Annotated in this window: 19 protein-coding genes; 8 read left to right on the top strand and 11 right to left on the bottom strand. The window is 63.3% G+C overall.

Going from position 1 to position 22,144, the window contains the following annotated elements; all coding sequences use genetic code 11:
• Positions 1 to 32: 32 nt before the first annotated feature.
• The 3 genes from M0D67_RS25930 to M0D67_RS25920 form a co-directional block, all read right to left on the bottom strand.
• Positions 33 to 1,340, bottom strand: coding sequence for a HAMP domain-containing sensor histidine kinase (locus M0D67_RS25930; protein ID WP_266240298.1), 1,308 nt, complete (start codon positions 1,338 to 1,340; stop codon positions 33 to 35).
• Positions 1,324 to 2,013, bottom strand: coding sequence for a response regulator transcription factor (locus tag M0D67_RS25925; protein WP_266240297.1), 690 nt, complete (start codon positions 2,011 to 2,013; stop codon positions 1,324 to 1,326). The genes M0D67_RS25930 and M0D67_RS25925 overlap by 17 nt, the downstream gene beginning before the upstream one ends.
• A 324-nt stretch (positions 2,014 to 2,337) precedes the next feature.
• Positions 2,338 to 3,252: a LysR substrate-binding domain-containing protein gene (locus tag M0D67_RS25920; protein ID WP_266240296.1), complete on the bottom strand. Its 915-nt coding sequence runs from the start codon at positions 3,250 to 3,252 to the stop codon at positions 2,338 to 2,340.
• 139 nt (positions 3,253 to 3,391) lie between these two features.
• Between M0D67_RS25920 and M0D67_RS25915 the strand changes: the two genes are divergently transcribed.
• The 6 genes from M0D67_RS25915 to M0D67_RS25890 all read left to right on the top strand — a co-directional run bounded on the left by M0D67_RS25915 (position 3,392) and on the right by M0D67_RS25890 (position 10,832).
• Positions 3,392 to 4,849 carry an FAD-binding oxidoreductase gene (locus M0D67_RS25915; RefSeq protein ID WP_266240295.1) on the top strand — a complete coding sequence of 486 codons (1,458 nt, stop codon included), beginning with the start codon at positions 3,392 to 3,394 and terminating at the stop codon, positions 4,847 to 4,849.
• A complete protein-coding gene (locus tag M0D67_RS25910; RefSeq protein WP_266240294.1) occupies positions 4,753 to 5,571 on the top strand; it encodes a transporter substrate-binding domain-containing protein in 819 nt (272 codons plus the stop codon). The genes M0D67_RS25915 and M0D67_RS25910 overlap by 97 nt, the downstream gene beginning before the upstream one ends.
• Positions 5,572 to 5,635: 64 nt before the next feature.
• Complete coding sequence (locus M0D67_RS25905) at positions 5,636 to 6,442, top strand: amino acid ABC transporter permease (RefSeq protein ID WP_266240293.1); 807 nt, start codon at positions 5,636 to 5,638, stop codon at positions 6,440 to 6,442.
• Between the two features lie 26 nt (positions 6,443 to 6,468).
• On the top strand, positions 6,469 to 7,806 hold the full coding sequence (locus M0D67_RS25900) for an FAD-binding oxidoreductase (RefSeq protein WP_266240292.1): 1,338 nt from the start codon (positions 6,469 to 6,471) through the stop codon (positions 7,804 to 7,806).
• 184 nt (positions 7,807 to 7,990) lie between these two features.
• Positions 7,991 to 9,049, top strand: a complete 1,059-nt coding sequence (locus tag M0D67_RS25895) for an ABC transporter substrate-binding protein (protein WP_266240291.1) — start codon at positions 7,991 to 7,993, stop codon at positions 9,047 to 9,049.
• Positions 9,050 to 9,143: 94 nt separating this feature from the next.
• Positions 9,144 to 10,832, top strand: coding sequence for a GMC family oxidoreductase (locus M0D67_RS25890; protein ID WP_266240290.1), 1,689 nt, complete (start codon positions 9,144 to 9,146; stop codon positions 10,830 to 10,832).
• Positions 10,833 to 10,893: 61 nt separating this feature from the next.
• Here M0D67_RS25890 and M0D67_RS25885 read toward each other — a convergent pair whose 3' ends face one another.
• The 6 genes from M0D67_RS25885 to M0D67_RS25860 all read right to left on the bottom strand — a co-directional run bounded on the left by M0D67_RS25885 (position 10,894) and on the right by M0D67_RS25860 (position 17,250).
• Positions 10,894 to 12,321 carry an aldehyde dehydrogenase family protein gene (locus tag M0D67_RS25885; RefSeq protein ID WP_266240289.1) on the bottom strand — a complete coding sequence of 476 codons (1,428 nt, stop codon included), beginning with the start codon at positions 12,319 to 12,321 and terminating at the stop codon, positions 10,894 to 10,896.
• 22 nt (positions 12,322 to 12,343) lie between these two features.
• A complete protein-coding gene (locus M0D67_RS25880) occupies positions 12,344 to 13,138 on the bottom strand; it encodes an ABC transporter permease (RefSeq protein WP_171927345.1) in 795 nt (264 codons plus the stop codon).
• Entirely contained in the window at positions 13,135 to 14,001 is an 867-nt protein-coding gene (locus M0D67_RS25875) for an ABC transporter permease (protein WP_233465424.1), read from the bottom strand. Before M0D67_RS25875 ends, M0D67_RS25880 begins: the two co-directional genes overlap by 4 nt.
• Positions 14,002 to 14,039: 38 nt before the next feature.
• Positions 14,040 to 15,377, bottom strand: a complete 1,338-nt coding sequence (locus M0D67_RS25870) for an FAD-binding oxidoreductase (RefSeq protein ID WP_266240288.1) — start codon at positions 15,375 to 15,377, stop codon at positions 14,040 to 14,042.
• 4 nt (positions 15,378 to 15,381) lie between these two features.
• Positions 15,382 to 16,095, bottom strand: coding sequence for an HAD-IA family hydrolase (locus tag M0D67_RS25865; RefSeq protein WP_266240287.1), 714 nt, complete (start codon positions 16,093 to 16,095; stop codon positions 15,382 to 15,384).
• Positions 16,096 to 16,173: 78 nt separating this feature from the next.
• Positions 16,174 to 17,250, bottom strand: coding sequence for an ABC transporter ATP-binding protein (locus M0D67_RS25860; RefSeq protein WP_154567487.1), 1,077 nt, complete (start codon positions 17,248 to 17,250; stop codon positions 16,174 to 16,176).
• A 101-nt stretch (positions 17,251 to 17,351) separates the two neighbouring features.
• Between M0D67_RS25860 and M0D67_RS25855 the strand changes: the two genes are divergently transcribed.
• A complete protein-coding gene (locus M0D67_RS25855) occupies positions 17,352 to 18,365 on the top strand; it encodes a LysR family transcriptional regulator (protein WP_266240286.1) in 1,014 nt (337 codons plus the stop codon).
• 72 nt (positions 18,366 to 18,437) lie between these two features.
• Here the strand turns inward: M0D67_RS25855 and M0D67_RS25850 are convergent, their stop codons facing one another.
• Together M0D67_RS25850 and M0D67_RS25845 are read right to left on the bottom strand one after the other, a co-directional pair.
• Entirely contained in the window at positions 18,438 to 19,712 is a 1,275-nt protein-coding gene (locus M0D67_RS25850) for an MFS transporter (protein WP_171927348.1), read from the bottom strand.
• Positions 19,713 to 19,773: 61 nt separating this feature from the next.
• A complete protein-coding gene (locus M0D67_RS25845) occupies positions 19,774 to 20,964 on the bottom strand; it encodes a M20 aminoacylase family protein (protein ID WP_266240285.1) in 1,191 nt (396 codons plus the stop codon).
• A gap of 112 nt (positions 20,965 to 21,076) precedes the next feature.
• Here M0D67_RS25845 and M0D67_RS25840 point away from each other — a divergent pair, with 112 nt between their 5' ends.
• Positions 21,077 to 22,030 (top strand): LysR family transcriptional regulator, encoded by a 954-nt coding sequence (locus M0D67_RS25840; protein WP_266240284.1) that lies wholly within the window; start codon positions 21,077 to 21,079, stop codon positions 22,028 to 22,030.
• Positions 22,031 to 22,144: the final 114 nt, after the last annotated feature.

Here is a 22,144-nt window from a genome sequence, read left to right as displayed (position 1 = left end):
CAACGGCCTGTGAAGTTTTCGTCAAGAAGGCGTCAATCTGGCGTGAAGTCGGTGCAATTCCGGCTCGCGACCGGCAACCGCAGCGACACACAGGTGCCGTCGCCCGGCTTGCTGTCGAGCTGGATCGGCCACTGATGGCGGTCGCACAGTTTCTTCACGATCGACAGCCCGATGCCGAAGCCGCGCGACTGCGCCGCTACCTCACCCGCCCGGTAGAAGCGCTCGAACACATGCGGCAACGCCTCCGCCGGGATGCCGGGGCCAGTGTCCTCGATGCGCAGCCAGCCGTCCACATGCGAGAAGCGTATCTGCCCGTGGTCGGTGTAGCGGGTAGCGTTGTCGATCAGGTTGGACAGCACGATCGCGAGCGCGGACCGGTTTGCTTCGACCTGCAGATCGCGGTCGACCTCGATCGTCACTGCGACGCCCTTGCTCGTCAGACGCTCGGAGAACGGGGCCAGCGCTGTTTCGACCAGGTGAGCAAGGCGCACAGGGCTGATGTCCACCGCGGATTCCTCCCTCGCGAGCAGCAGCAGTGCATTAACCAACTCGATCATGTTGTCGGCCGCACGATCGATCTGCCGCAGCCGCGCCCGGGACTTCGGGCCAATCAACGCATCCTGTTCGAGCAGCTCGCTGCTCGTCTTGATCGCGGTGAGCGGGGTGCGCAGTTCGTGACTGACGTTGCTGGTGAACTCCTTTTCACGCTCGATCATGTCGGTGATGCGGCGGTGGTAGTCGTTGAACGCCTCGACCAGCTCGACGACTTCGGCCTCGTCATATTTGCCGGGATTGATCGACGCCGATCCGCCAAGCCTGAGCGCGTTGACCTGGCGTGCGAAGCCCGCGACCTGGCGGACCAGCAGCCCGGACAACCCGAACGCAAGCCAGATCGTCAACAGCGCGAACACGCCGGTGCCAGCCATCAGCGCGTCGATCACCTTCTTGAAGCGTTGCTCATAGCGGCTGAAGTTATAAACCCGAAATACCTTTCCATCGCCGAACGCGGCAACCGTCACGTGAATTTCCTGGTCGTCGACAATGATCTCGTGTGTGCCTTCGCGCAGATCTTTCGCGGAAGTCGGCAGGGCCACTGGCGCCGTGCCGGCGATGGACACGTGCGCGCCGAGTCGCGGGTCGATGGGCGGAATGAGTTTCGGGTCCGTCCGGTAGCTCTGGAGCAGACTCGCCATGTCGTCCTCGATCAGCGCGGAGATGAGCGTCTCCTCCTGCGCCTCGGCGAGCGTTTTCACACCCAGCGCCTGAGCCACGAGCAGCAGAATCGTCAGCGCGGAAAAGACCAGCGCGACCTTCAGGCGCAGGCTACGACGCGGCTGCATCGCTGACCACGAACCGGTAGCCAAGACCGTGTACGGTCTCGATGAGATCGTCCTCGCCGTCAGCGGTCAGGGCGCGCCGCAACGTGTAGACGTGCGCGCGCAGTGTATCGCTGTCCGGCAATTGCTCGCCCCAGACCTCGGCCTCGAGTTCGGCCCGGCCAAATACCCTGTTTGGCGATTGCATCAGCATGCGCAGGAGTTGCAGGCACTTCGGCGGCAGCTTGACCAGCCGCCCGGCACGCTCGACCGTGAGCGTCGCCAGATCGAAACGAACGTCGGCGCTGGACAGGATTGCTTGCGTAACCTGGCCTCGATAGCGCTTGATCAGTGCGATTAGCCGAACGCCCACTTCTTTGAGTGAGAACGGCTTGATGAGGTAATCGTCCGCGCCTTGTCCAAACCCCTGGAGCTTGTCGTCCAGCGTATCTCTTGCGGTCAGCATCAGGATCGGCGTATCGCAACGCGCCTCGTCCCGCAGCTTGCGGCACAGCGTCAGGCCATCCATGCGCGGCAGTGACAGGTCGAGCAGAATCGCATCCCAGTGCTCAGTCACCGCCAGATGCAGGCCCATCGCGCCATCGGACGCGATGTCCGCCTCATAGCCATTACCCTCCAGATAGTCGTACAGGTTCGTCGCAATGGCTGCGTCGTCTTCGATAATCAGAACTTTCACCGTATCGCTCTCCGGCCGAAGGTACGCGGCGCCGATTTGGGCCGCGCTTAGAAGGCCATTATCCGGCAGGTGAGGGCTTGCAGAGGAAACGCTCGGCCAGTGGTCCCTTTGTCGTGCGGTTTGCATCTCCCGCGGAACGCTCAGGCGAATAGGGTTCGGCCAAGCGCTCGTTGCATACGGATGCCAGATTGCAAGCGCGTACTCCCATCCCTACATTCAGGACGGGCTGGTCCGTTCCGGCCTCGCGAGCCGCAAGGTCTTCGTCCTCGATAATCCGTATCTTTCCGAAAAAGATCGCAGGATCCCGGACAAGTACTGGATGAGCTAATGTCGCGCGGGTTTGAAGGCGTGCTTTCCTTCAAGCACCATCGTGTCGTCGGCCATCTTAAGAAAACTATCGACGATCGGATTTGTGTACTGAAGCTGCGGACATACGGTGAATCCTCGAAACACGACGTCCGGTGAAAACGGCCGAAACTGGATCTTCGCGGGATTGGCATCGAAAGTCGCAAGCGGATTCACAATGCCGATTCCCAACCCGCGCGACACCATCGCGCAAATCGTCGCACCGTATGGCGTTTCGATAGTCGGCACCTGAGTGACTTCCGCCTGACGCAACACGCGATCCAGCGACGAACGCGTGTCGTCCGCATACGAAGGCAGAATCAGCCTTTCGTTGCGCAGATCGCGTGCGTGGATACGTTTGCGCGCAGTCAGCGGATGCCCGGCCGGTAGCGCACACACGCCGGGTAGCCGGTATAACTCGGCGCTCGTCACACCAAATGCATCGGGCGTAGTCGTAGCAAAGCCGATATCGCAATAGGCCGCCGAGGCCCAACGCTGGATCGTGCCTTCGCTGCGCATTTCCAGCGATATCGCAATGCGAGGATAGACGGCAAGAAAACGCTCGATCACCATCGGGATGAACGACAACGCCAGCACCGGCGCCGCGACGAGCCGCAGACGGCCACTGCCGAACTGGCGGATTTCACGCGCGGAATGCGCAAGTTTCTCTAGGCCCACAAAACTCCGGTCCACTTCGCGGTAAAACGCGCTCCCCGCATCCGTGGCCTGAATCCGTCCGCCATTGCGCGTGAACAGCGCCAATCCCGTCGATGTCTCCAGTTCCGCAATCAACCGGCTGATGCTCGGCTGCGACGTGCCAAGTTCCTCGGCGGCGGCGGTCATCGAGCCGCGCAACATGACCAGCCTGAACGCTTCGATTTGCCGCTGATTCATCCTTTTGCCCCGTCTGCCTTCGTTGATCCGGCTCCCAGCTTGCCATACCAAATTTGAATGGCAGACGTTTTTGGTCGTATTTGACCGGATGGTCGACGAAAACCTAGACTGGCTTGCATCTTCTTACCGGCCATAGACGATGCGCTCCGATGCCCTGCTGCTTCACGACGATTTTCGCGTGACCCCGTACTGGTGGGACGCCGCGCCGCCCGAGACGGCCCGTGACGCGTTGCCGTCCGGCGTCGACGTGGTGATCGTCGGCAGCGGCTATTGCGGCTTGTCGGCGGCTGCGGTTGCAGCGCGGCTCGGCGCGAGCGTCGCGGTGCTCGACGCCGCAGAGATCGGGGCGGGCGGCAGCACGCGCAGCGGCGGCATGGTGTCGAGCGGACAGAAGCTCGCGCTAACCAATGCGATTCGTGGCGTATCGGCTGAGCGGCTGGGACGGCTGATGCGCGAGTCGATGGCGAGCTTCGATTACCTGAAACGCCTTGTCGCCGAGGAGTCGCTCGACGCCGATCTGCAGATCACGGGGCGTTTCTTCGGCGCATTCACGCCGCGCCACTTCGATCGCTTGCGGCGCCAGGGCGACCTCTTGCGCGAGAAGACCGGCGTGACGGTGCATGTCGTGCCGCGCGCGGAGCAGCATACGGTGATCGGCTCCGACTACTACTACGGCGGGATTCTCGTCGATGAATACGGTGGTCTGCATACGGCCAAATATCATCGCGCGCTGCGAGATCTAGCGCGGCGTTGCGGCGCGACTTTGCATTCACATGCGGGAGTGGAACGAATCGAACGCAATGGCGCGGGTTTTCGGGTTCACGCAACGCGAGGAAGAATCGACACGAAGCATGTGCTGGTCGCGACCAACGGCTACACCGGACGGCTGCTGCCGTTCTTCGCGCGGCGCGTGCTGCCGGTCGCGAGTTACCAGATCGCAACGGAGCCGCTGCCGCCGGGACTGATGGCCGTGCTGAATCCGGGGCGGCGCATGATCAGCGATTCGAAGCGCAATCTGTTCTACACAAGGCCGTCGCCCGATGGCACGCGAATGCTGTTCGGCTCGCGCCCCGCCATCCGCGAAGTGAGCGAACGTGAAGCGGCGAGGATGCTGCACGCGAAGATGATCGAGTTGTGGCCCGCACTGCGCGACGTGCGCATCACGCACGCGTGGAAGGGCTACGTCGCGATGACGGGCGACAAGCTCGCGCATATCGGTGAGCAGGACGGCATTCACTACGCGCTCGGTTGCAACGGCAACGGTGTCGCGCTGATGAGCTATCTGGGCTCGCGAGTCGTGAGATCCATGCTCGGACTCGATGCGCAGGCGGGCGCATTCGGCGAGGGCGCGTTTCCGGTCAGCCCGGCCGGCATGGCGAGCCGCCTGAGCGTGCCGGTCGGCACGGCGCTCTATGCGTTCGACGATTTCTGGAGCGGCCGCGCGCGCCGCGCTTTCTTGACAGACTTCCCATCGCAGGTCCTTTCGACGGAGCAAACATCATGCGTTTTCGCCATCTTCTCAGCCTCATTGCGGTTGTCGTGCCGCTATCGCTCGCGTTGCAAGGCAACGCCCGTGCCGACGACATCGGCACGGTGACGCCCGGCAAGCTGGTCGCCGGCGTCGATGCGAACAACAAGCCGTATTCGTATATCGACAACGGCAAGATGACGGGCTTCGACGTCGAACTGCTGCGCGCCGTCGCCGCGAAGCTCGGCCTGAGCGCCGAGTTCCGCGCGCAGGATTTCAGCGGACTGCTGCCGAGCGTTGCGAACCAGCAGATCGATCTGGCCGCCGGGTCGATTTCGATCACGAAGGAACGCCTGAAGATGGTCGATTTCTCAGAGGGCTATCTGACGGGCCTTCTGAGCGTAGCAACCTTGCCCGACAGCACGATCACGAGCGATCCGTCATCAGTGAAGGGCAAACGGATTGGCGTCGTGCAGGGCACCATCGAGGACACGTATTCGGACAGCTACCTGCCGGGCGCGCAGATCGTGCGCTTTCCGAACCTGAACGCGGGATTCCTCGCGATGCGCTCGAAATACATCGACGGCTACTTCGTGGATAAAACGCTCGTGGAGGGCTTGCAGGGCAAGTATCCGCAAATGAACATCGCGGACAAGCTCGACATCTCCGCCGTCAATCTGCCTGCCGGTTTCCCTGTGCACAAGGGCAACGCCAAGCTCGAGGCGGCGCTGAACAAGTGCATTGGCGAACTGGTCGCGGACGGAACCTGGCTGAAGCTGTACCTGCAGTTCCACCCGGGTTATTCGAAGCCCGCGAGCCTGCCGCCGTACGCGATGAAGACCGATAACTGATTGAGTTCGGCCGACTGCGGACCGGTGGCTGAACCCGCCGCCGACGCTCAACAGGGAGCACATCATGAATGCTTTCTTGCAGAACTTTCTCGACTGGCCGTTGCTGATCTCGTCGATACCGTCGTTGCTGTGCACGGGTCTCGTCAACACGCTGGTGCTATCGGTGTTTTCGACCGTGCTGGGGATCGTCGCGGGCATGATGCTCGCGTTGATGACGGTGTCGCATACGCGCTGGTTGATGCTGCCCGCACAGGTGTTCATCGACGTGTTTCGCGGCCTGCCGGCCGCGCTCGTGATCCTGCTGGTCGGTCAGGGACTCGCGCCAGTGGGGCTCGCGGTCTTCGGACCCAATCCATATCCGCTTGCGATCGTCGCACTTGGGCTGATCTCGTCCGCGTATATCGCGGAGATTTTTCGCTCCGGCATTCAAAGCGTGGGGCGCGGACAACTGTCCGCGTGTCAGGCGCTCGGCATGACATACTGGAGCAGCATGCGCCACGTGATCGTGCCGCAAGGCGTGCGGCGCATCTTGCCGGCGCATGCGAACCAGTTCATTTCGATCGTCAAGGATTCGAGTCTGGTCTATTTTCTAGGGCTGCTGACTTCGCAACGCGATCTGTTTACGATCGGCCAGAACACGTCGGTGAATACCGCGAACCTGTCGCCACTGGTGGCCGCGGGTGCGGTGTATCTGCTTGTGACCGTGCCGCTCACGCACGCGATCAATCACATCGACCGCTGGACCAACCGTCATGCGAATCCGGCGCGCGGCAGTTCCAGTACACGATTGTCACGCCGGCAGCGCAAGGCGCAGGCTTCGGCCAATTCGACTGTGCCGGTCAGGGCCGGCATTGCCGATCAACATAACTAGTCTTCACAGGCAGGACACCAGCCACAATGGGACCCAAAGTAGAAACGGTCGCTGACGACACCACCTTGCCTGCGCAAGTCGACGTCGTCGTCATCGGCGGCGGTATTATCGGGGTGAGCACGGCCCTTTATCTGAGCGAGAAAGGATTGCAGGTCGCGCTATGTGAGAAAGGCCATATTGCGGGCGAGCAATCGAGTCGCAACTGGGGGTGGGTGCGCGTCACGCATCGTGACATGCGCGAGTTCGCGTTGAGCATCGAAAGCCTGAAGCTGTGGCGGAAAATGGATGAGACGCTCGGTATCGACACGGGCTTCAATCAATGCGGCATCCTCTACATGACCGACGAAGACGCCGTGATGGACAGTCATCACGCGTGGCTCGACAAGGCGCGCCACGTAGCAGGCGACACGTTCGACACGCGCGTGGTCGACGGGAGTGCCGTTGCCGAGCTGTTGCCCGGCGCGACGAAAGCGTTCAAAGGCGGACTCTACACACCCGGCGACGGCCGCGCCGAACCGCAAAAGGCGGCACCGGCGATCGCGAATGCGTTGCGCAAACGCGGTGTCAAGATTCTGACGCCATGCGCCGCCCGTGGCATCGAAACAAGCGCAGGGCGCGTCAGTGCGGTCGTCACCGAGCACGGCACGATTCGTTGCAACAGCGTCGTCGTCGCGGGTGGCGCGTGGTCGCGGTTGTTCTGCGGCAATCTGGATGTCGATGTACCGCAACTGCTGGTAAAAGCCTCGGTACTTCGCACCGAGCCGCTCGACGGCGGCCCCACCTGTAGCGCAAGCAACAAGAAATTTGCGTTTCGCAAGCGCGCCGACGGCGGCTATACGATCGCTTTTGGCTTCCGCACCTATAGCGATCTCACGCCCGATTCCTTTCGCCTGTTCTTCAAATATGTCGAAGCGTTGAAGAGCCAGTTGGGCGCTTTGCGCATCGGCATCGGCGCTCGCTTCTTCGAGGAATTGCGCCGTCCGCGTCATTGGGCGCTCGACCGTCCCACCGCGTTCGAAGCGGTCCGCACGCTCGATCCCGAACCGATCACCCGCTACACCGACGCCGGATTGCGCGAGTTCACCAAGGTCTTCCCGCATCTGGCGCACGCGCGAATCGCGCAGCGCTGGGCAGGCTACATGGATGTGACGCCGGACGCGATTCCAGTGATTTCCGGTGTCGATACGGTGCCGGGCCTCTTTATCGGCACGGGCTTTTCGGGGCATGGATTCGGCATCGGCCCGGCGGCCGGAAAGCTGATGGCCGATCTGGTGACGAACGACACGCCGCTTGTCGACCCGCATGCGTTCCGCCTCAACCGGTTCAGCGACGGAACCAAGATTGTGATCGACGCGGGCTTCTAAGGCGATCTTTCATCAGAAGGAATAGCCGGTCATCACGAAGCCGACGTAACGCGTTTGCCATAACGTGATGTCATGGGCACCACAACAATTGCGGCGTTGTCGCCATTAAATAGACTCACTATATTGGCCTCAATGCGCATTACATCCATGATCTCTTTCGCTTAACCCTTTCGAGGACAAAGTCGTGATCAAGAAGCCCACGTTGCGCCCGCTTGCGGCGGTTCTGATTCTTGGTGTCGCGGGTCTGGTGCCTGCGTGTCTCACGCCTGTTTTTGCTGCGGGGAAGATTACCTTTGTTTCGCAAGGCGGCACGTATCAGGAAGCGCAGACCAAGGCGATCCTCGATCCTGCTGCGAAACTGCTGAACATTACCGTGAACCAGGACAGCATCCCGGACGCGTGGCCGCAGATCAAGGCGCAGGCTGCAACCGGCAAGCCGATCTGGGACGTGGTCGATACGCCGACGTCCAACTGCCTGCGCGGCGGCCACGAAGGCCTGCTGGAGAAGCTCGATTTCTCGAAGATCCCGAATGGGGCCGCGATGCCCGAGAAATACCGCACGCCGTATTCAGTCGCCTATGAGTTCTATTCGACGGTCATCGGCTACAACAAGAAGTCGTTGAAGAAAGTGCCGCAGAGCTGGGCCGATTTCTGGAATGTGAAGGGATTCCCCGGCACACGTGCGTTGCGCAATGATCCGCAGACGGTACTCGAAGCCGCGCTTCTGGCAGACGGCGTGCCGCGCGACAAGCTTTATCCGCTCGACGTCGATCGTGCGTTCAAGAAGCTTCAACAGATCAAGCCGGACGTGACCGTCTGGTGGACCTCGGGCGGGCAGTCGGCACAATTGCTGCACGACGGCGAAGTCGACATGACGATGATCTGGAACGGCCGAGCGAGCGCCGTGCGTAAGGACAACCCTGATATCGACTTCACGTTCAACGACGGCATTCTGCAGAACACCCAGTTGTGCGTGCTGAAGAACGCACCGAACCTGGCCGACGCGATCAAATTCGTCAACGCCGCTGTCTCGCCCGAATTGCAGGCGAACCTGCCGCTGTACATCGACTATGGCCCGGGCAATCCGGCAGCCTTCAAGACCGGCAAGATCGACGCGAAACGCGCAAGCGAACTGCCGAGCTCGCCGGATAACGCGGCGAAGCAGGCGCTCATGTCGGAGGAGTGGTGGGCCTCGGACGCCGGCATTCAGGCGAAGGCGCGCTGGCTCAAGTTTATGCAGTAAGGCGCAGACTGACCTCGACGCGCGGGCTCACAGGCTCGCGCGCACGTTTTGCTCACCCGTTCCGCACGTTTCAACGCCCGCGTAACCATCGAATGTGATCGACTATCTGATTCTCGGCGGCGGTTCGGCGGGCTGCGTGCTCGCCGCGCGTCTGTCCGAAGACGCCGGCAAGACCGTCTGCCTCGTCGAGGCCGGCCGCAATATTTCTCAGACGGACATGCCTGCTGCGGTGCGCAGCCGGTACCCTGGCCGCGCCTATCTCGACACAGCGAACATCTGGCAGCGTCTGAAGGCGCGCATGAGCGTGTCGGCAACGACACGACGCTACGAACAGGCGCGCCTGCTCGGCGGCGGCTCGGCGATCAATGCGCTGATGGCGAATCGCGGCGCGCCCGCCGATTACGATGAATGGCACGCGCTCGGCGCCCTCGGCTGGAACTGGAGCGCCTGCCTGCCGTACTTCCGCAAACTCGAATCCGATTGCGACATCAACGGCGAGCTGCACGGCAAGAGCGGCCCGGTCCGCATTCAGCGCGCGAACTGGGCACGCATTTCACCCTTCGTGCGCGCGGTGCTCGGCACGCTTGCCGCGCGTGGCCACGTGCGGCGCGACGATCAGAACGGCGCGTGGGAGGACGGCACGTTCATCGGATCGATCGCGGTGAGCGATGCCGGCGAGCGCATCCCAACATCGGTCTGTTATCTCGACGACACCGTGCGTGCCCGTCCGAACCTCACGATCCGCACCGGAACGCTCGTCGAGCGCGTGCTGTTCGACGGCACGCGCGCAGTCGGTGCGCGCATCGTCGCCAGCGAGGGCAGGGATGGGCTCAGCGAAGAATTGCGCGCCGAGCATGTAATCGTCTGCGCCGGTGCGATCCACAGTCCTGCGCTGCTGATGCGAAGCGGCATCGGACCGGCCGCTGAGCTCTCCGCGCTGGGTATCGAAGTGCGCGCGGACCGGGCCGGCGTCGGCGGCAATCTGATGGAGCATCCGTCGATCGCCGTTTCCGCGGTTTTGCCGCGGGCCGCCCGCACGCCTTTTCCCGACGAGCATCACGAGCAGGCCATCGTGCGCTTTTCGTCGGGCATGCACGACACAGTGCCCGGCGACATGCACGGTGCGATCCTGTCGCGTTCGGGCTGGCATTCGGTGGGCTACCGGCTCGGTACGATCTTCTTCTGGGTGAACAAGTCGTACTCGCGCGGCCGGGTGACGCTGACGTCGGCGAGTCCGCATAGCGAGCCCGCTGTCGATTTCAACATGCTGTCCGATGCTCGCGATCTCGAACGCCTGAAGCAGGCGCTGCGCTTCGGCGCTGAAACGCTGGCCGATCCGCTGATGGCGAAGCATCGCGCAACGCTTCTGCCTTCGAGCTATTCGCCGCGTGTCGCGAGCGTGGCCGTGCCGGGTGCGTGGAACGCGTTGCAACGCGGCACGCTGAGCGCGCTGCTGGACATCGCGGGTCCGTTTCGCGCGTGGCTCGTGCGACGCGTGGTCACTCAGGGCGTGACACTGAACGACCTGCTCGCCGACGATCATGCCTTGACGAAGTTCGTCACGCGCTCGGTGGGCGGTACCTGGCATCCGTCGGGAACCTGCCGGATGGGCGCCGCCGATGATCCGCTCGCTGTCTGCGATGCGCGTGGCGCCGTGTATGGCGTGAACGGGCTTTACGTGTGCGATGCGTCGCTGATGCCTTCGATACCGTGCGCCAACACGAATATTCCGACCATCATGATCGCGGAGCGCATCGCTGATATGCTGCGTGGCCGCGCCTAGGCGACATGCCGGGTTGAGAAAGCGGAAGCGGCCCGTCGACCGCCGCAGCGCTCAGTTGCCCTCAGTCTCCATACCCCACGATGCCTTTTACTTCGAGAAACGCCTCGAGCCCCCACTCGGCGTATTCGCGCCCATTGCCCGACTGCTTGTAGCCACCGAAAGGCGAGCCGGCGTCCCACGACGGATAGTTCAGGTACACGCTGCCCGCACGCAACCTGAACGCTACGCGCCGCGCGCGCTCGTGATCGGCGGATTGCACATAGGCAGCGAGGCCGAAGGGGCTGTCGTTCGCAATCGCGATTGCATCGTCTTCGTCGCGATACGGCATGATGACGAGCACGGGTCCGAAGATCTCTTCGCGCGCGATCGTCATGGACGGACGCACGTTCGCGAACACAGTGGGTTGTACGTAGTAGCCGCGTTCGAGACCTTGCGGACGACCGAGGCCACCGGCCACGACCTGCGCGCCCTCGTCGATGCCGGCCGCGATCAGCCGTTCCACGCGCTCGAACTGCACGCCGCTGACAACCGGCCCCATGGTCGTGCGCTCGTGGTCGGCGGGGCCAACGCGATGTGCTTGTGCCGCCCGCCGGGCGATCGCCACCGCCTCGTCATGGCGCGCCTCGGGCACCAGCATGCGTGTCGGTGCATTGCACGACTGGCCGCTGTTGTTGAAGCACGAGTTGACGCCCGCCGTCACGGCGGCTTCAAAGTCGACGTCGTCCAGCAGGATGTTGGCCGATTTGCCGCCCAGCTCCTGATGCACGCGCTTGACGGTCGGCGCCGCGAGCTTCGCGATCTCGATGCCCGCGCGCGTCGAGCCGGTGAACGACACCATGTCGACATCGGGATGCGCTGCAAGCGCCGCACCGACGGTCGGTCCATCGCCGTTCACGAGATTGAAGACCCCCGGCGGCACGCCCGCGGCGTCCAGAATCTCCGCGAACAGCAGCGCGTTGAGGGGCGTCACCTCGCTGGGCTTCAGCACCATCGTGCAGCCGGCCGCGATGGCGGGCGCTGCCTTGCAGACGATCTGATTGATCGGCCAGTTCCACGGCGTGATGAGCGCAACGACGCCCACCGGTTCGTGATTGACGAGCGTAGTGCCTTTTTTGCGTTGCCACGCGAACGTTTCGCACGTGCGGATCAATTCGTCGAGATGCCGCCGTCCGATTCCCGCCTGCCATGCGTGCGCCATCGCGCGCGGGGCGCCCAGTTCCCGCGAGATCGTGTCGCCCATCTCGTCGTGACGCTCGAGAAAGACCTCGAGAATGCGGCGGATCAGCGCGAGACGCTCGGCGGGCGTGGTCTGCGAGAACGACGTGAACGCGCGTTTTGCGGCAGCGACCGCGCGATCGATATCGGCGGGCGTGCCCATTGCCACTTCGGCGAACGCTTCTTCGGTGCAGGGATCGATGACGGGCAGGCGTGCGGTGCCCGACGGCTCGACCCACGCGCCGTCGATATAGAACTTCAGTGCATTGATCATGTGAGTGGTGTGTAGGAGGAGTTCAGGCGCGCGCCGCGCCGGAGCGCCGGCTTACCACGACGATCATCACGAGGCACAGCGTCAGCGCCGTGAGCATCGTGCTGATCGCGGCGATGGTCGGATCGATCTCGTCACGCAGCGTAACGAACATGCGGCGCGTTAGCGTCTGGTTCGAGCCGCCCGACACGAAGAGTGCGACCACCGTTTCGTCGAGCGCCTGAATGAACACGAACACGGCGCCGGAGATCACGCTCGCCTTGATCTGCGGCAGCGTCACCGTCATGAAGCTGCGAAAGCGATTCATGCCGAGGCTGCGGGCGACCATCTCCTGAGTGCGGTCGAAGGTGCGAAGATCGGCGCCGACCGAGATCAGCACATACGGCAGCCCGAGCATCGTATCCGCGAGAACCAGCCCGCCGAGCGTATTCACATAGCCGGCCTGCGAGTAGACAAAAAACACGCCCACCGCGACGATGATGATCGGCACCATCAACGGCAGCATCAGCAGTGTGCGCAGATAGCGCATGATCCAATGCGTGCCGTTCTGAATCGCATAGGCGGCGCACACGCCGAGCGGCGTCGCGAGCAGTGCGGCGCAGATCGAGGCGGTCAGCGTGGTGCGCGCGGCGTCGATCCACGCAGGGTTGTCGAAGAACGAGTGATACCAGCGCAGCGAATAGGCGGGCGGGGGGAAGGTCATGAAGCGCGTGTCGGAGAACGACAGCGGCACGACGATCAGCACCGGCACCATGAGGAACAGCAGGATCAACACGACCGCCGCGCCGAGGATGATCCGTCCGAACGAGAGCTTTGTCATTTCGCGCCCAGGGTCTTTTCGAGTGGCACCACACGGCTCGCGGCGTAGAAAATCGCGAACACGCAGATCAGCAGCACGACGCTCACCGCGCTCGCCGCGCCCCAGCTGTTATAGATCTCGACGTTGCGGCTCACCACCATCGACACCATGATTGACTTGCCGCCGCCCATCAACTCAGGCGTGATGTAGAAGCCGAGACACAGCACGAACACGAGGGTGACGCCGGCGAACACGCCGCTCATCGAAAGCGGCAGGAACACGCGCATGAACACATGCAGCGGCGAGCCGCCCAGACTCGCGCCCGCCTGCGAGAGATTCGGCGGAATCTTCTGCATGGCCGAATAGAGCGGCAGCACCATGAACGGCAGCAGGATATGAACCATCGCGATGATCGTGCCGAACTGGTTGTAGGCGAGTTGCACCGGCCGGTCGATCAGGCCTGAGGCGATCAAGGCCTTGTTGACGAGTCCCGTGCGCTGCAGCAACACGAGCCACGCATAAGTGCGCACGAGTACGCTGGTCCAGAAGGGCAGGATGACCATGCCGAGGACAAGCGCGCTCAGCTTCGGTGACAGCGAGGCCGCGAAGTAGGCCACCGGATAGCCGAGCACCAGCGTGATGACGGTGACGATGATGCTCAGTTTGAACGTCAGCAGAAAGGTTTCGAGGTAGGCGCCCGAGAACATGCGCCGATAGTTCTCGAGCGTGAAACCGTCGTGATAGATCGACTGCCACGACAGCCAGGCGAGCGGCACGACGAGCAGCACGACGATCACGAGGAGCGCCGGCGCCATCAGGAGAAGCATCGTGCGATCTTCGCGCCGCTGGTAGCGCGCGGCAGGATCGGACTCGGTGGCCTGCATCAATGTGGGTCCTTGGAGCATCCGTTTGGCGGTCGTCATCATGCACCTACGGCGTCGAGAAACTGATACCACGCGGCAACGAGCCTCACACCCGGCGCGCGCAGCGAATGAAAAGGCACGGGCCGTAGACCCGGCGCGCCGAGCAGCGAAAGCTCGGGCGTCTCGCCGAGGGCGAGCGCGGCGGCATGCTGTCCGAGCAAGCTGGCCATCGCGACGCCTGCTCCGTTATACCCCAGACAGAAGGTCGTGGCATCGTCGCTGCGCCCGACATGGGGCAGCGAATTGAACGTCATGCCGACATAGCCCGACCAGCGATACGCCACGCGCACGTCCGCGAGATCAGGGAAGAGCGCGACCATCGCCCGCTGCAGCCCATCGAAGCCGGTCGTCTGGCCTTCCTTGCCGAATGCGTCGCGGCCGCCGAACAGCATGCGGCCATCCGCCTTGCGGAACCACTTCATCATGCGCCGCGTTTCCGTGTAGCTGCGGCGTTCGACCATCAGGCGCGCGTCGAGATCGGCGGGCAAGCGCTCGGTGGCGATCATCGCGCTGCGGAACGGCACGAGTTCGCGCTGATACGGCGAGGTGGCCGGCGTGAGGTCCGAATAGGCATTGGTCGCAACGATCACCTGCTTCGCACGCACCGTACCGCCTGGCGTGCGCAACGTCACGTGCGTATCGCCGGGAGCGCGGTGCATCTGCAATACCGGCGTCGATTCGTAAATCGGCACGCCGCGCAGCGTCATACCGCGCGCGAGTCCGCGCACGTATTCGAGCGGCAGGATCGTGCCGGCATCGGCGCTCAGCACGCCGCCGACGAAACCCTTCGACCCTGTCTCGTGCTCGACTTCGGCGCGCGATTGCACGCTCATCGACGTATCGCCGAGCTTCGTGCGCACCCAGTCGGCTTCGGCACCGATCGCCGCGAGCGCGCGCTCGGTGTGCGCGCAGCGCAGGCTGCCCGTATGCTCGAAGCGGGCCCGTGTGAGCCCGAACTCGTCGACCAGCGATTCGACGATCCGCACGCCTTCATGCGCGAGCCGGTGCATGCGTTTCGCGGTATCGAGACCATGCAACTGGTCGATCGTGGGAAACGACAGCCTGAATTTCGACGACACGACACCGCCATTGCGCCCACTTGCGCCCCAGCCGACGACGTTCGCGTCGAGCACGGCGCAACCGACGCCGCGTTTTTGCAGCGCATAGGCTGCGGCGAGGCCTGAGTAGCCCGCGCCGATCACCGCGACTTCGACGTCGAGATCGCGCGCGAGCGGCGCACCGGTGCTGACCGCCGCGCCCCCATCGGGCGATGCCGCAGCAAGCGCTTGCCAGAGCGAGTCGGGCAGGGGCGAGGGGCGTGCCGTCGGCGCGAGCATCGGCTTAGGCGGCGAGGCGCGCTTCGGCTTCGACGGCGTCCGCGAGCTCGGCGAGCGTCGGGAACGTGAACGTCGGCGTCGTGACAGCCTCGGGCACCGGCGTGGCGCCGAAGCCCCGCTTGCCCTGACGGCGCTCGATCCAGCAGGTCGCGTAGCCGAGTTCCGTGGCGACGCCGATGTCGTGGTACTGGCTTTGCGCGGTGTGCAGGATCTCACCGAACTTGTAGCCGAATGCCGCCTGACGGCCGCGGTTGTATGCGAAGAATTGCGGATCGGGCTTGGCGACGCCGGTTTCGTCGCAGCAGACGGTGTCGTCGAACGGATCGCCAAGCGTGTGCGCGTAGGCCGACAGCGCGACGCGGTCCGCATTGGTCATGGCAACCAGGCGGAAGTGTTTGCGCAGACGCTTGAGCGCGGCGACCGAATCCGCGAAGGCGGGCCATTCGAGCACGTCGCGCTGGAAGGCGGCGGCCGATTGCGCGTCGTCGGGCAGACCGAGTTCCTTCGCCAGCGACAGGTAGACGTTGGCCATCTCGTGGCTCGAGCGGCCCGGATGGGTCGCACGGCCGCGCATGTACGGTTCGAAAATCTGGTCGTCGGTCAGGTCCTTCGCGGTCGGCCCGCCGAGGCGCCGCACGGAGGCGAGCACGCCGCGCTCGAAGTCGATGAGTGTGCCGACGACGTCGAACGTCAGGACCTTGAAATCGGTGAGCTTCATGAAATCATCCTTTTGCAGTTTGCTGTGAAAACGGGAGAGGGAGTGCCCCAAGCGTGGGCGGATAAAAAATGAATGAGATCAGGCGGGCACGACGATCGTGTCCTGCGGATCGAGAACGACGCTCATGGGCGCGCCCGGCTCCGGGATGCGCCGGCGCGCGTCGTGGCCGCCGGGCTGCCTGAGGCTGATGGCGGTGCCGTCGGCGAGCGTTGCGAACACGCGCAGGCTTTCGCCCTGGTACAGCACTTCGGTGACGTGGCACGACAGACGATTCACGCCTTCGCGCCGATCGCCGCCGTCGATTACGAGCTTCTCGGTCTGCACCGCGAGCAGCAGCTTGTCGCCGCGCGGCAGCGGGTGCGCGGTGCGCAGAACCGTATCGCCGAGACGCACGGCATCGTCGCCGGCGCGCGTCACGGCGAGCAGCGTCGCCTCACCGATAAAGCTCGCCACGAACGCGTCGCACGGACGGTCGTAGAGCCGCTCAGGCGTGTCGATCTGCACGAGCCGGCCGTTCTTCAGCACGGCCACGCGGTCGCTCATGGTGAGCGCCTCGCGCTGATCGTGCGTCACATAGACGATCGTCGCGCCGAGCTTGCGATGCAGCCGCCGCAGCTCAATCTGCATGGTTTCCCGCAGTTGCTTGTCGAGTGCGGAGAGCGGCTCGTCCATCAGGATCAGTTGCGGCTCGAAGACCATCGCGCGGGCGAGCGCCACCCGCTGGCGCTGGCCGCCGGACAGTTGGCCGATGCCGCGGCTCTCGTAGCCCGAGAGTTCGACCATCGCGAGTGCATCGGCGACCTTCTTCGCCCACGTCGCTTTGGGCTGACGGCGCGCTCGCAGTGGAAACGCCACGTTCTCGCCGACGCTCATGTGCGGAAAGAGCGCGTAGTTCTGGAAGACGATGCCGATGTCCCGTTTGTGCGGCGGCGCAAATGTAATGTCGCGCTCGCCGACCCAGACCGCACCCGAACTCGGCTGCACGAAGCCGCCGAGAATGCCGAGCAGGGTGGTCTTGCCCGACCCCGAAGGACCGAGCAGCGAGACGAATTCGCCCGGGGCGATGTCGAGCGACACGTCGTCGAGAGCCACGACCGGGCCATAACGTTTCGCTGCCGATCGGATCGAAACACCTGTTTTCGCTCGTGCGTCCATTGCGTCCTGTCTCGCTGTAGAGGCCTGCGTTAGGGAAAATATAGGCCGCGTCATTATTGACGGCAATTCCCAAATTGTTGGATAAGGCATAACATCAGGTCATGCCTAACCTTCGCAAAAAACTGCCGAGCGCTAATGCGCTGTTCGTGTTCGAAGCTGCCGCGCGCTGCGGCAACTTCACGCGCGCGGCGCAGGAGTTATATGTGAGTCAGCCTGCGGTGAGCCGCATGCTGGCGCGCATGGAAGACCATCTCGGCGTGCGCCTTTTCGAGCGCGTGCGTGGTGGGATCGAGCTGACCGAGAACGGCAAGATCCTCTACCGGAAAATCTCAGAAGGCTTCAATGGCATAGAAGGCGCGATACGGGAGATCGAGGCGCGTGCGACGGGCATCGAGTCAGTCACGCTGTCGGTGTCCACCGCGTTCACGACACACTGGCTGATGCCGCGCATGAGCCGGCTGAACCAGGCGTTTCCGAATGTCGACTTGCGGTTTCAGCTGATCTCAGGGCGAATCGGCGGGCCGCTCGTCGACGTCGATCTCGGCATGCGCTTTTTGCGTGAGGACGAGATTGGCGAAAACAGTGTGCTCGTGATGCCGGAGACGCTCCTGCCGGTGTGCAACCGGCGCTATCACGAGACGGCCGCGACGCAGGCGGGCCGCGAGCACGGCGACACGGTAATCGTGATGGACGACGGCGAGCGCGGCTGGCATGAGCGCTTCGCCACGTTCGCGGCACACGGGCGGCACGTAGCGAGCATGCTGAGCTTCAACGACTACGCGATCGTCGTGCAGGCGGCGCTGTTGGGGCAGGGCGTCGCGCTTGGCTGGCTCAATGTCGTGTCGCATTGGCTTCTCGAGGGCGCGCTGCTCCCGTCCGAGGAGGAACTGATCGTGACGAACCGGCGCTGCTGTCTGGTGTGGCCGGAGAATCGGCCATTGCGGCCGGTTGCAGCGGATGTGCGCGACTGGATCATCGAGGAGACGCGTGCCGATGTGCGGGCCGTCGACCGCAATTATCCGAAGCTGGGACTGCGGCGATTGCTGGCGGAGGCGGGCCTCGTGATCGGGCCGGGCCAGGATGATGGGCGAAGGGTCAAGGCAGCTACTCCCTGATCGCGTTGTGGAAACTCCGCCACTCGTTGTTCCAGCCGGCCCTGATTTCCAGGCCCGCACTCCCCGACACAATCAGGCCAGATCGCGTCCGCCGGTTTCTTCGAGCATCGTCACGGCGCAGAGCGAAATGATGACGCACGCAATCATGTACCAGGCCGGCGCCATCGTATTGCCCGTCACCTTGATGAGCCACGCGACGACGAGTTGCGCCGTGCCGCCGAACACCGATACCGCTACCGCATACGCGCTTGCCAGATAGCCTGCGCGCACATGCTTCGGGAAGTTCTCCGGCATGAGCGCATACGCGGGCGCCGAACCCATCGTATAGAAAAACATCAAAAGGACGATCAGGCCAGTAACGACCGGCAGCGTCGGAACTTGGTTCATCAACCAGAACGCGGGATACAGCAGCGCGATCAGCACCACGCGTCCAAACACGGTCAGCGGCTTTCTACGGCCCATGCGGTCCGACAGTGCGCCCCAGATCGGGCACATGAGCAGCGAGACGCAGGCCGCGCCAATCGAGACCAGCATCGACAGCTTGGGCGGCATCTTCAAGTACTGAATCGAGTAGGTGGGGATGTAGTACATCAGCACGTAGGTCGCGACTGTCATGCCCATGATCGCGAAGACGGTCAGAAACCATTTGCGCACGAGAGCCGGTTCGAAGCGCGAATGCTCTGTTTTGACGGGCTCGTCGTCCACGATATGCCGGCGCAGATACACGCCCACGGGCATGATCAGCGTGCCGGCCAGAAACGGAACGCGCCATCCCCAATCGAGCAGCTCCGGACCGGTCAAATGATAGGTGAGCAACGCAGCCATGCCCGAGCCGAGCAGCGCAGCCGCGCCCTGGCTCGCCAGTTGCCAGCTTGCGCGAAAGCCTCGGCCTTTTGCGGAACCCGTTTCCAGCAGCGTCGCGGTGGCTGCGCCAAACTCGCCGCCCTGCGCAAAACCCTGCACGAGGCGCGCTATCACGATCAACGCGGGCGCGGCAATGCCGATCGTCTCGTAGGTCGGCGCGAGACCGATCGCCGCGGAGCCGACCGCCATCAGGAAGATCGTCAGCGTGAGCGCGGCCCGGCGCCCGCGCTTGTCCGCGTAATGGCCGAGCACGAAGCCGCCGACGGGCCTCGCCACAAAACCGATCGCGAACGCAGACAACGCCAGCAGCGTCGACACGACGGGATCCTGCGACGGAAAGAAAAGCTTCGCGATGGTCAGCGCGAAAAAGCTGTAGACCGTGAAATCGAAGAACTCGAGCAGATTGCCGACGACGGCCGCCACGACAATGCGGGTCTGCGAAACCGCAATCGTGCCGGACGACGTAAGAGGCTGGGTTGACATGGTTTAGGTCCTCACCGTAGGTGTATTTATGATGGTTCCGTCTGCGCTTTCTGATGGGCGCTTAGACGTTCGACGCAAGAAACCGCTCGACCAGCCGCGTCCAGAATGCGGCGCCGACGGTCAGGTTGTCGTCGTTGAAGTCGTACTTCGCGTTGTGCAGCATGGGCGTGTCCTTGCCATTGCCCACGCGCAGGAAGCAACCCGGCTTCTCTTGCAGGTAATAGGCGAAGTCCTCGCTGCCCGCGATCGGACCAAAGCCGTCGACCACGCGTTCGTCGCCCACCAGTTCTCGTGCGACCTGTAGCGCGAATTCAGTCTCCTGCGCGCTGTTGACGAGCACCGGGTAGCCCGGCACATAGTCGATATCGACGCTGGCGCCGTGCGCTTGCGCATGCGCGTTGGCGAGCGCACGGATGCGTGCTTCGAGCAGCTTGCGAACGTCGGGGTCGAACGAGCGCACGCTCAGTTGAAGGCGCGCCGTTTCGGGGATCACATTGGGCGCGTGTCCCGCATTGAACGCACCGATCGTGACCACGGCGGGCTGCATCGGATCGATGTTGCGCGACACGACGGTCTGCAGCGCCGTCACGAGCCCTGCGCCGATCACGAGCGGATCGGTGGCGAGATGAGGGCGGGCAGCGTGACCGCCGCGGCCGTGGATCGTGATGTCGACGGTATCGCATGCGGCCATGAACGGGCCGCTGCGGAACATGAACGTGCCCGCCGGTGCGCCCGGATGGTTGTGCAGGCCGAAGATGGCCTCGCAGGGGAAGCGCTCGAACAGACCGTCGGCGATCATGCGTTGCGCTCCGCTATCCGTGCCGATTTCCTCGGCGGGCTGGAAGACGAGATGGACGGTTCCGTTAAAGCGGCGCGTGCGCGCCAGATGCCGCGCTGCGCCAAGGACCATCGCCGTGTGACCGTCGTGACCGCATGCGTGCATCTTGCCCGGGTGAACGCTGGAATAGGGCAGGCCCGTGGCCTCGGTGATGGGGAGGGCGTCCATATCGGCGCGTACCGCAACGGCTCGCGACCCCATTCCCGACTTCAGCGACGCAACCATGCCCGTTCCGCCCAGGCCGCGTGTTACTTCGTAGCCCCAACTTTCGAGCGCTTCGGCGACAAGATCCGATGTCTGGAACTCCTGGTAAGCCAGCTCGGGGTGCTGGTGCAAACGATGACGAATGCCGCGTAGTTCATCGTTCAGATCGCTGGTTTCGTCGAGCGTACAAAAGTGCTGGGTATTGGGCATTGGATTGACGTGCATATGGAAAGCGAAGCGTCAGTATTTCGCTGCAAAAACGTGCGATCAATGACGTATTTCGGTCGATAATGTTGACTTGAATGTCAACAGTCCGGAAAGCATGTCAACCGATACCGATATCCTTCAGACAGGCGCCCTGAATCCGCGCAGCCTGCGCTATCTGCATGAAATCGCCGTGCATGGTGGCGTGCGGGCGGCGGCGGACGCGCTCGGCATCAATGCGTCGGTGATCAGCCGGCAGGTGACGCAACTGGAGCGCGCGCACGGTGTAGCGCTGCTCGAGCGGCAGGGCCGGCGCGTGACGCTCACGGAAATCGGCCTGAGTCTCGTCGATCACTTTCGTGAAAGCCGGCGCCGCGACGCGGAGATGCTGGTGCAACTGGAGGATTATCGGGGGCTGCGGCGCGGACGGATCGGCATTGGGTGCGGCGAGGGCTTCGTCGGCAATCTGATGGCGATCGTGCTCGAGCGTTTTAGCGCGCAGTTTCCGGATATCGTCGTCGATCTGCATACGGGCGCGACGTCCGAAATTATCGCGATGGTTCGCAACGATGAGGTGGATCTTGGCTTATGCGCGGGCGGGGCGAAGGACCCGGCGATACGTTCGCGCACGTTTCGCGCCGCGCCGTTCTGCGCGTTCGTGAGTCCGCGTCATCCGTTGGCGGGACTGCAGCGTATCCGCTTCGAGCAGCTTGCCGATGCCCGCCTGATTTTCATGCCGCCGCGTTTCGGCGTTCAACAGTATGTCGACTCGATCATTCGCGCAGAGCGGCTCAGCCTGACGCCGGCTTACCGGTGCGATATGTTCGCCGCGGCGCAGGCGATTGCGGCGGCGGGTCTTGGGGTTGCGTTCATGTCGACCGATGCCGCGCGGCAATATCTCGATGCAGGCAAACTCGTTGCGCTTGAGATCGATCATCCGATTGCACGCGACTTCAGCAGCCAGGTGATACGCCGGGTTGGCAGGCGTTTGTCGCCTGCGGCGGAGTTTTTGTGGAAGCAGTTGGTGGGGGCGATGCAAAGAGGCTGGGCTGCTGCGACTGGGGAAGGTTGATGAACGCAGGGAGGGATTTGGTGGGTGTCGTTGGTAGTGCTTCTATAATTTGACATAAGATAAATTATCAACAGGACTGGTATGTTTGAGAGTGTTGCGTCCGGTCAGGTTTCT

Source organism: Paraburkholderia sp. SECH4, from assembly GCF_030511745.1.
Lineage (GTDB): Bacteria > Pseudomonadota > Gammaproteobacteria > Burkholderiales > Burkholderiaceae > Paraburkholderia > Paraburkholderia madseniana.
Note: the sequence above shows the minus strand (reverse complement) of the source record. Positions and strands in the feature narration are given on the sequence as shown.

What these genes read in the sequence shown, in the direction of transcription:
- M0D67_RS25930 (WP_266240298.1), bottom strand. Translation starts at nt 1,340, where the DNA reads ATGCAGCCGCGTCGTAGCCTGCGCCTGAAGGTCGCGCTGGTCTTTTCC.
- M0D67_RS25920 (WP_266240296.1), bottom strand. Translation starts at nt 3,252, where the DNA reads ATGAATCAGCGGCAAATCGAAGCGTTCAGGCTGGTCATGTTGCGCGGC.
- M0D67_RS25915 (WP_266240295.1), top strand. Translation starts at nt 3,392, where the DNA reads ATGCGCTCCGATGCCCTGCTGCTTCACGACGATTTTCGCGTGACCCCG.
- M0D67_RS25910 (WP_266240294.1), top strand. Translation starts at nt 4,753, where the DNA reads ATGCGTTTTCGCCATCTTCTCAGCCTCATTGCGGTTGTCGTGCCGCTA.
- M0D67_RS25905 (WP_266240293.1), top strand. Translation starts at nt 5,636, where the DNA reads ATGAATGCTTTCTTGCAGAACTTTCTCGACTGGCCGTTGCTGATCTCG.
- M0D67_RS25900 (WP_266240292.1), top strand. Translation starts at nt 6,469, where the DNA reads ATGGGACCCAAAGTAGAAACGGTCGCTGACGACACCACCTTGCCTGCG.
- M0D67_RS25885 (WP_266240289.1), bottom strand. Translation starts at nt 12,321, where the DNA reads ATGATCAATGCACTGAAGTTCTATATCGACGGCGCGTGGGTCGAGCCG.
- M0D67_RS25880 (WP_171927345.1), bottom strand. Translation starts at nt 13,138, where the DNA reads ATGACAAAGCTCTCGTTCGGACGGATCATCCTCGGCGCGGCGGTCGTG.
- M0D67_RS25875 (WP_233465424.1), bottom strand. Translation starts at nt 14,001, where the DNA reads ATGCAGGCCACCGAGTCCGATCCTGCCGCGCGCTACCAGCGGCGCGAA.
- M0D67_RS25870 (WP_266240288.1), bottom strand. Translation starts at nt 15,377, where the DNA reads ATGCTCGCGCCGACGGCACGCCCCTCGCCCCTGCCCGACTCGCTCTGG.
- M0D67_RS25865 (WP_266240287.1), bottom strand. Translation starts at nt 16,095, where the DNA reads ATGAAGCTCACCGATTTCAAGGTCCTGACGTTCGACGTCGTCGGCACA.
- M0D67_RS25860 (WP_154567487.1), bottom strand. Translation starts at nt 17,250, where the DNA reads ATGGACGCACGAGCGAAAACAGGTGTTTCGATCCGATCGGCAGCGAAA.
- M0D67_RS25855 (WP_266240286.1), top strand. Translation starts at nt 17,352, where the DNA reads ATGCCTAACCTTCGCAAAAAACTGCCGAGCGCTAATGCGCTGTTCGTG.
- M0D67_RS25850 (WP_171927348.1), bottom strand. Translation starts at nt 19,712, where the DNA reads ATGTCAACCCAGCCTCTTACGTCGTCCGGCACGATTGCGGTTTCGCAG.
- M0D67_RS25845 (WP_266240285.1), bottom strand. Translation starts at nt 20,964, where the DNA reads ATGCCCAATACCCAGCACTTTTGTACGCTCGACGAAACCAGCGATCTG.
- M0D67_RS25840 (WP_266240284.1), top strand. Translation starts at nt 21,077, where the DNA reads ATGTCAACCGATACCGATATCCTTCAGACAGGCGCCCTGAATCCGCGC.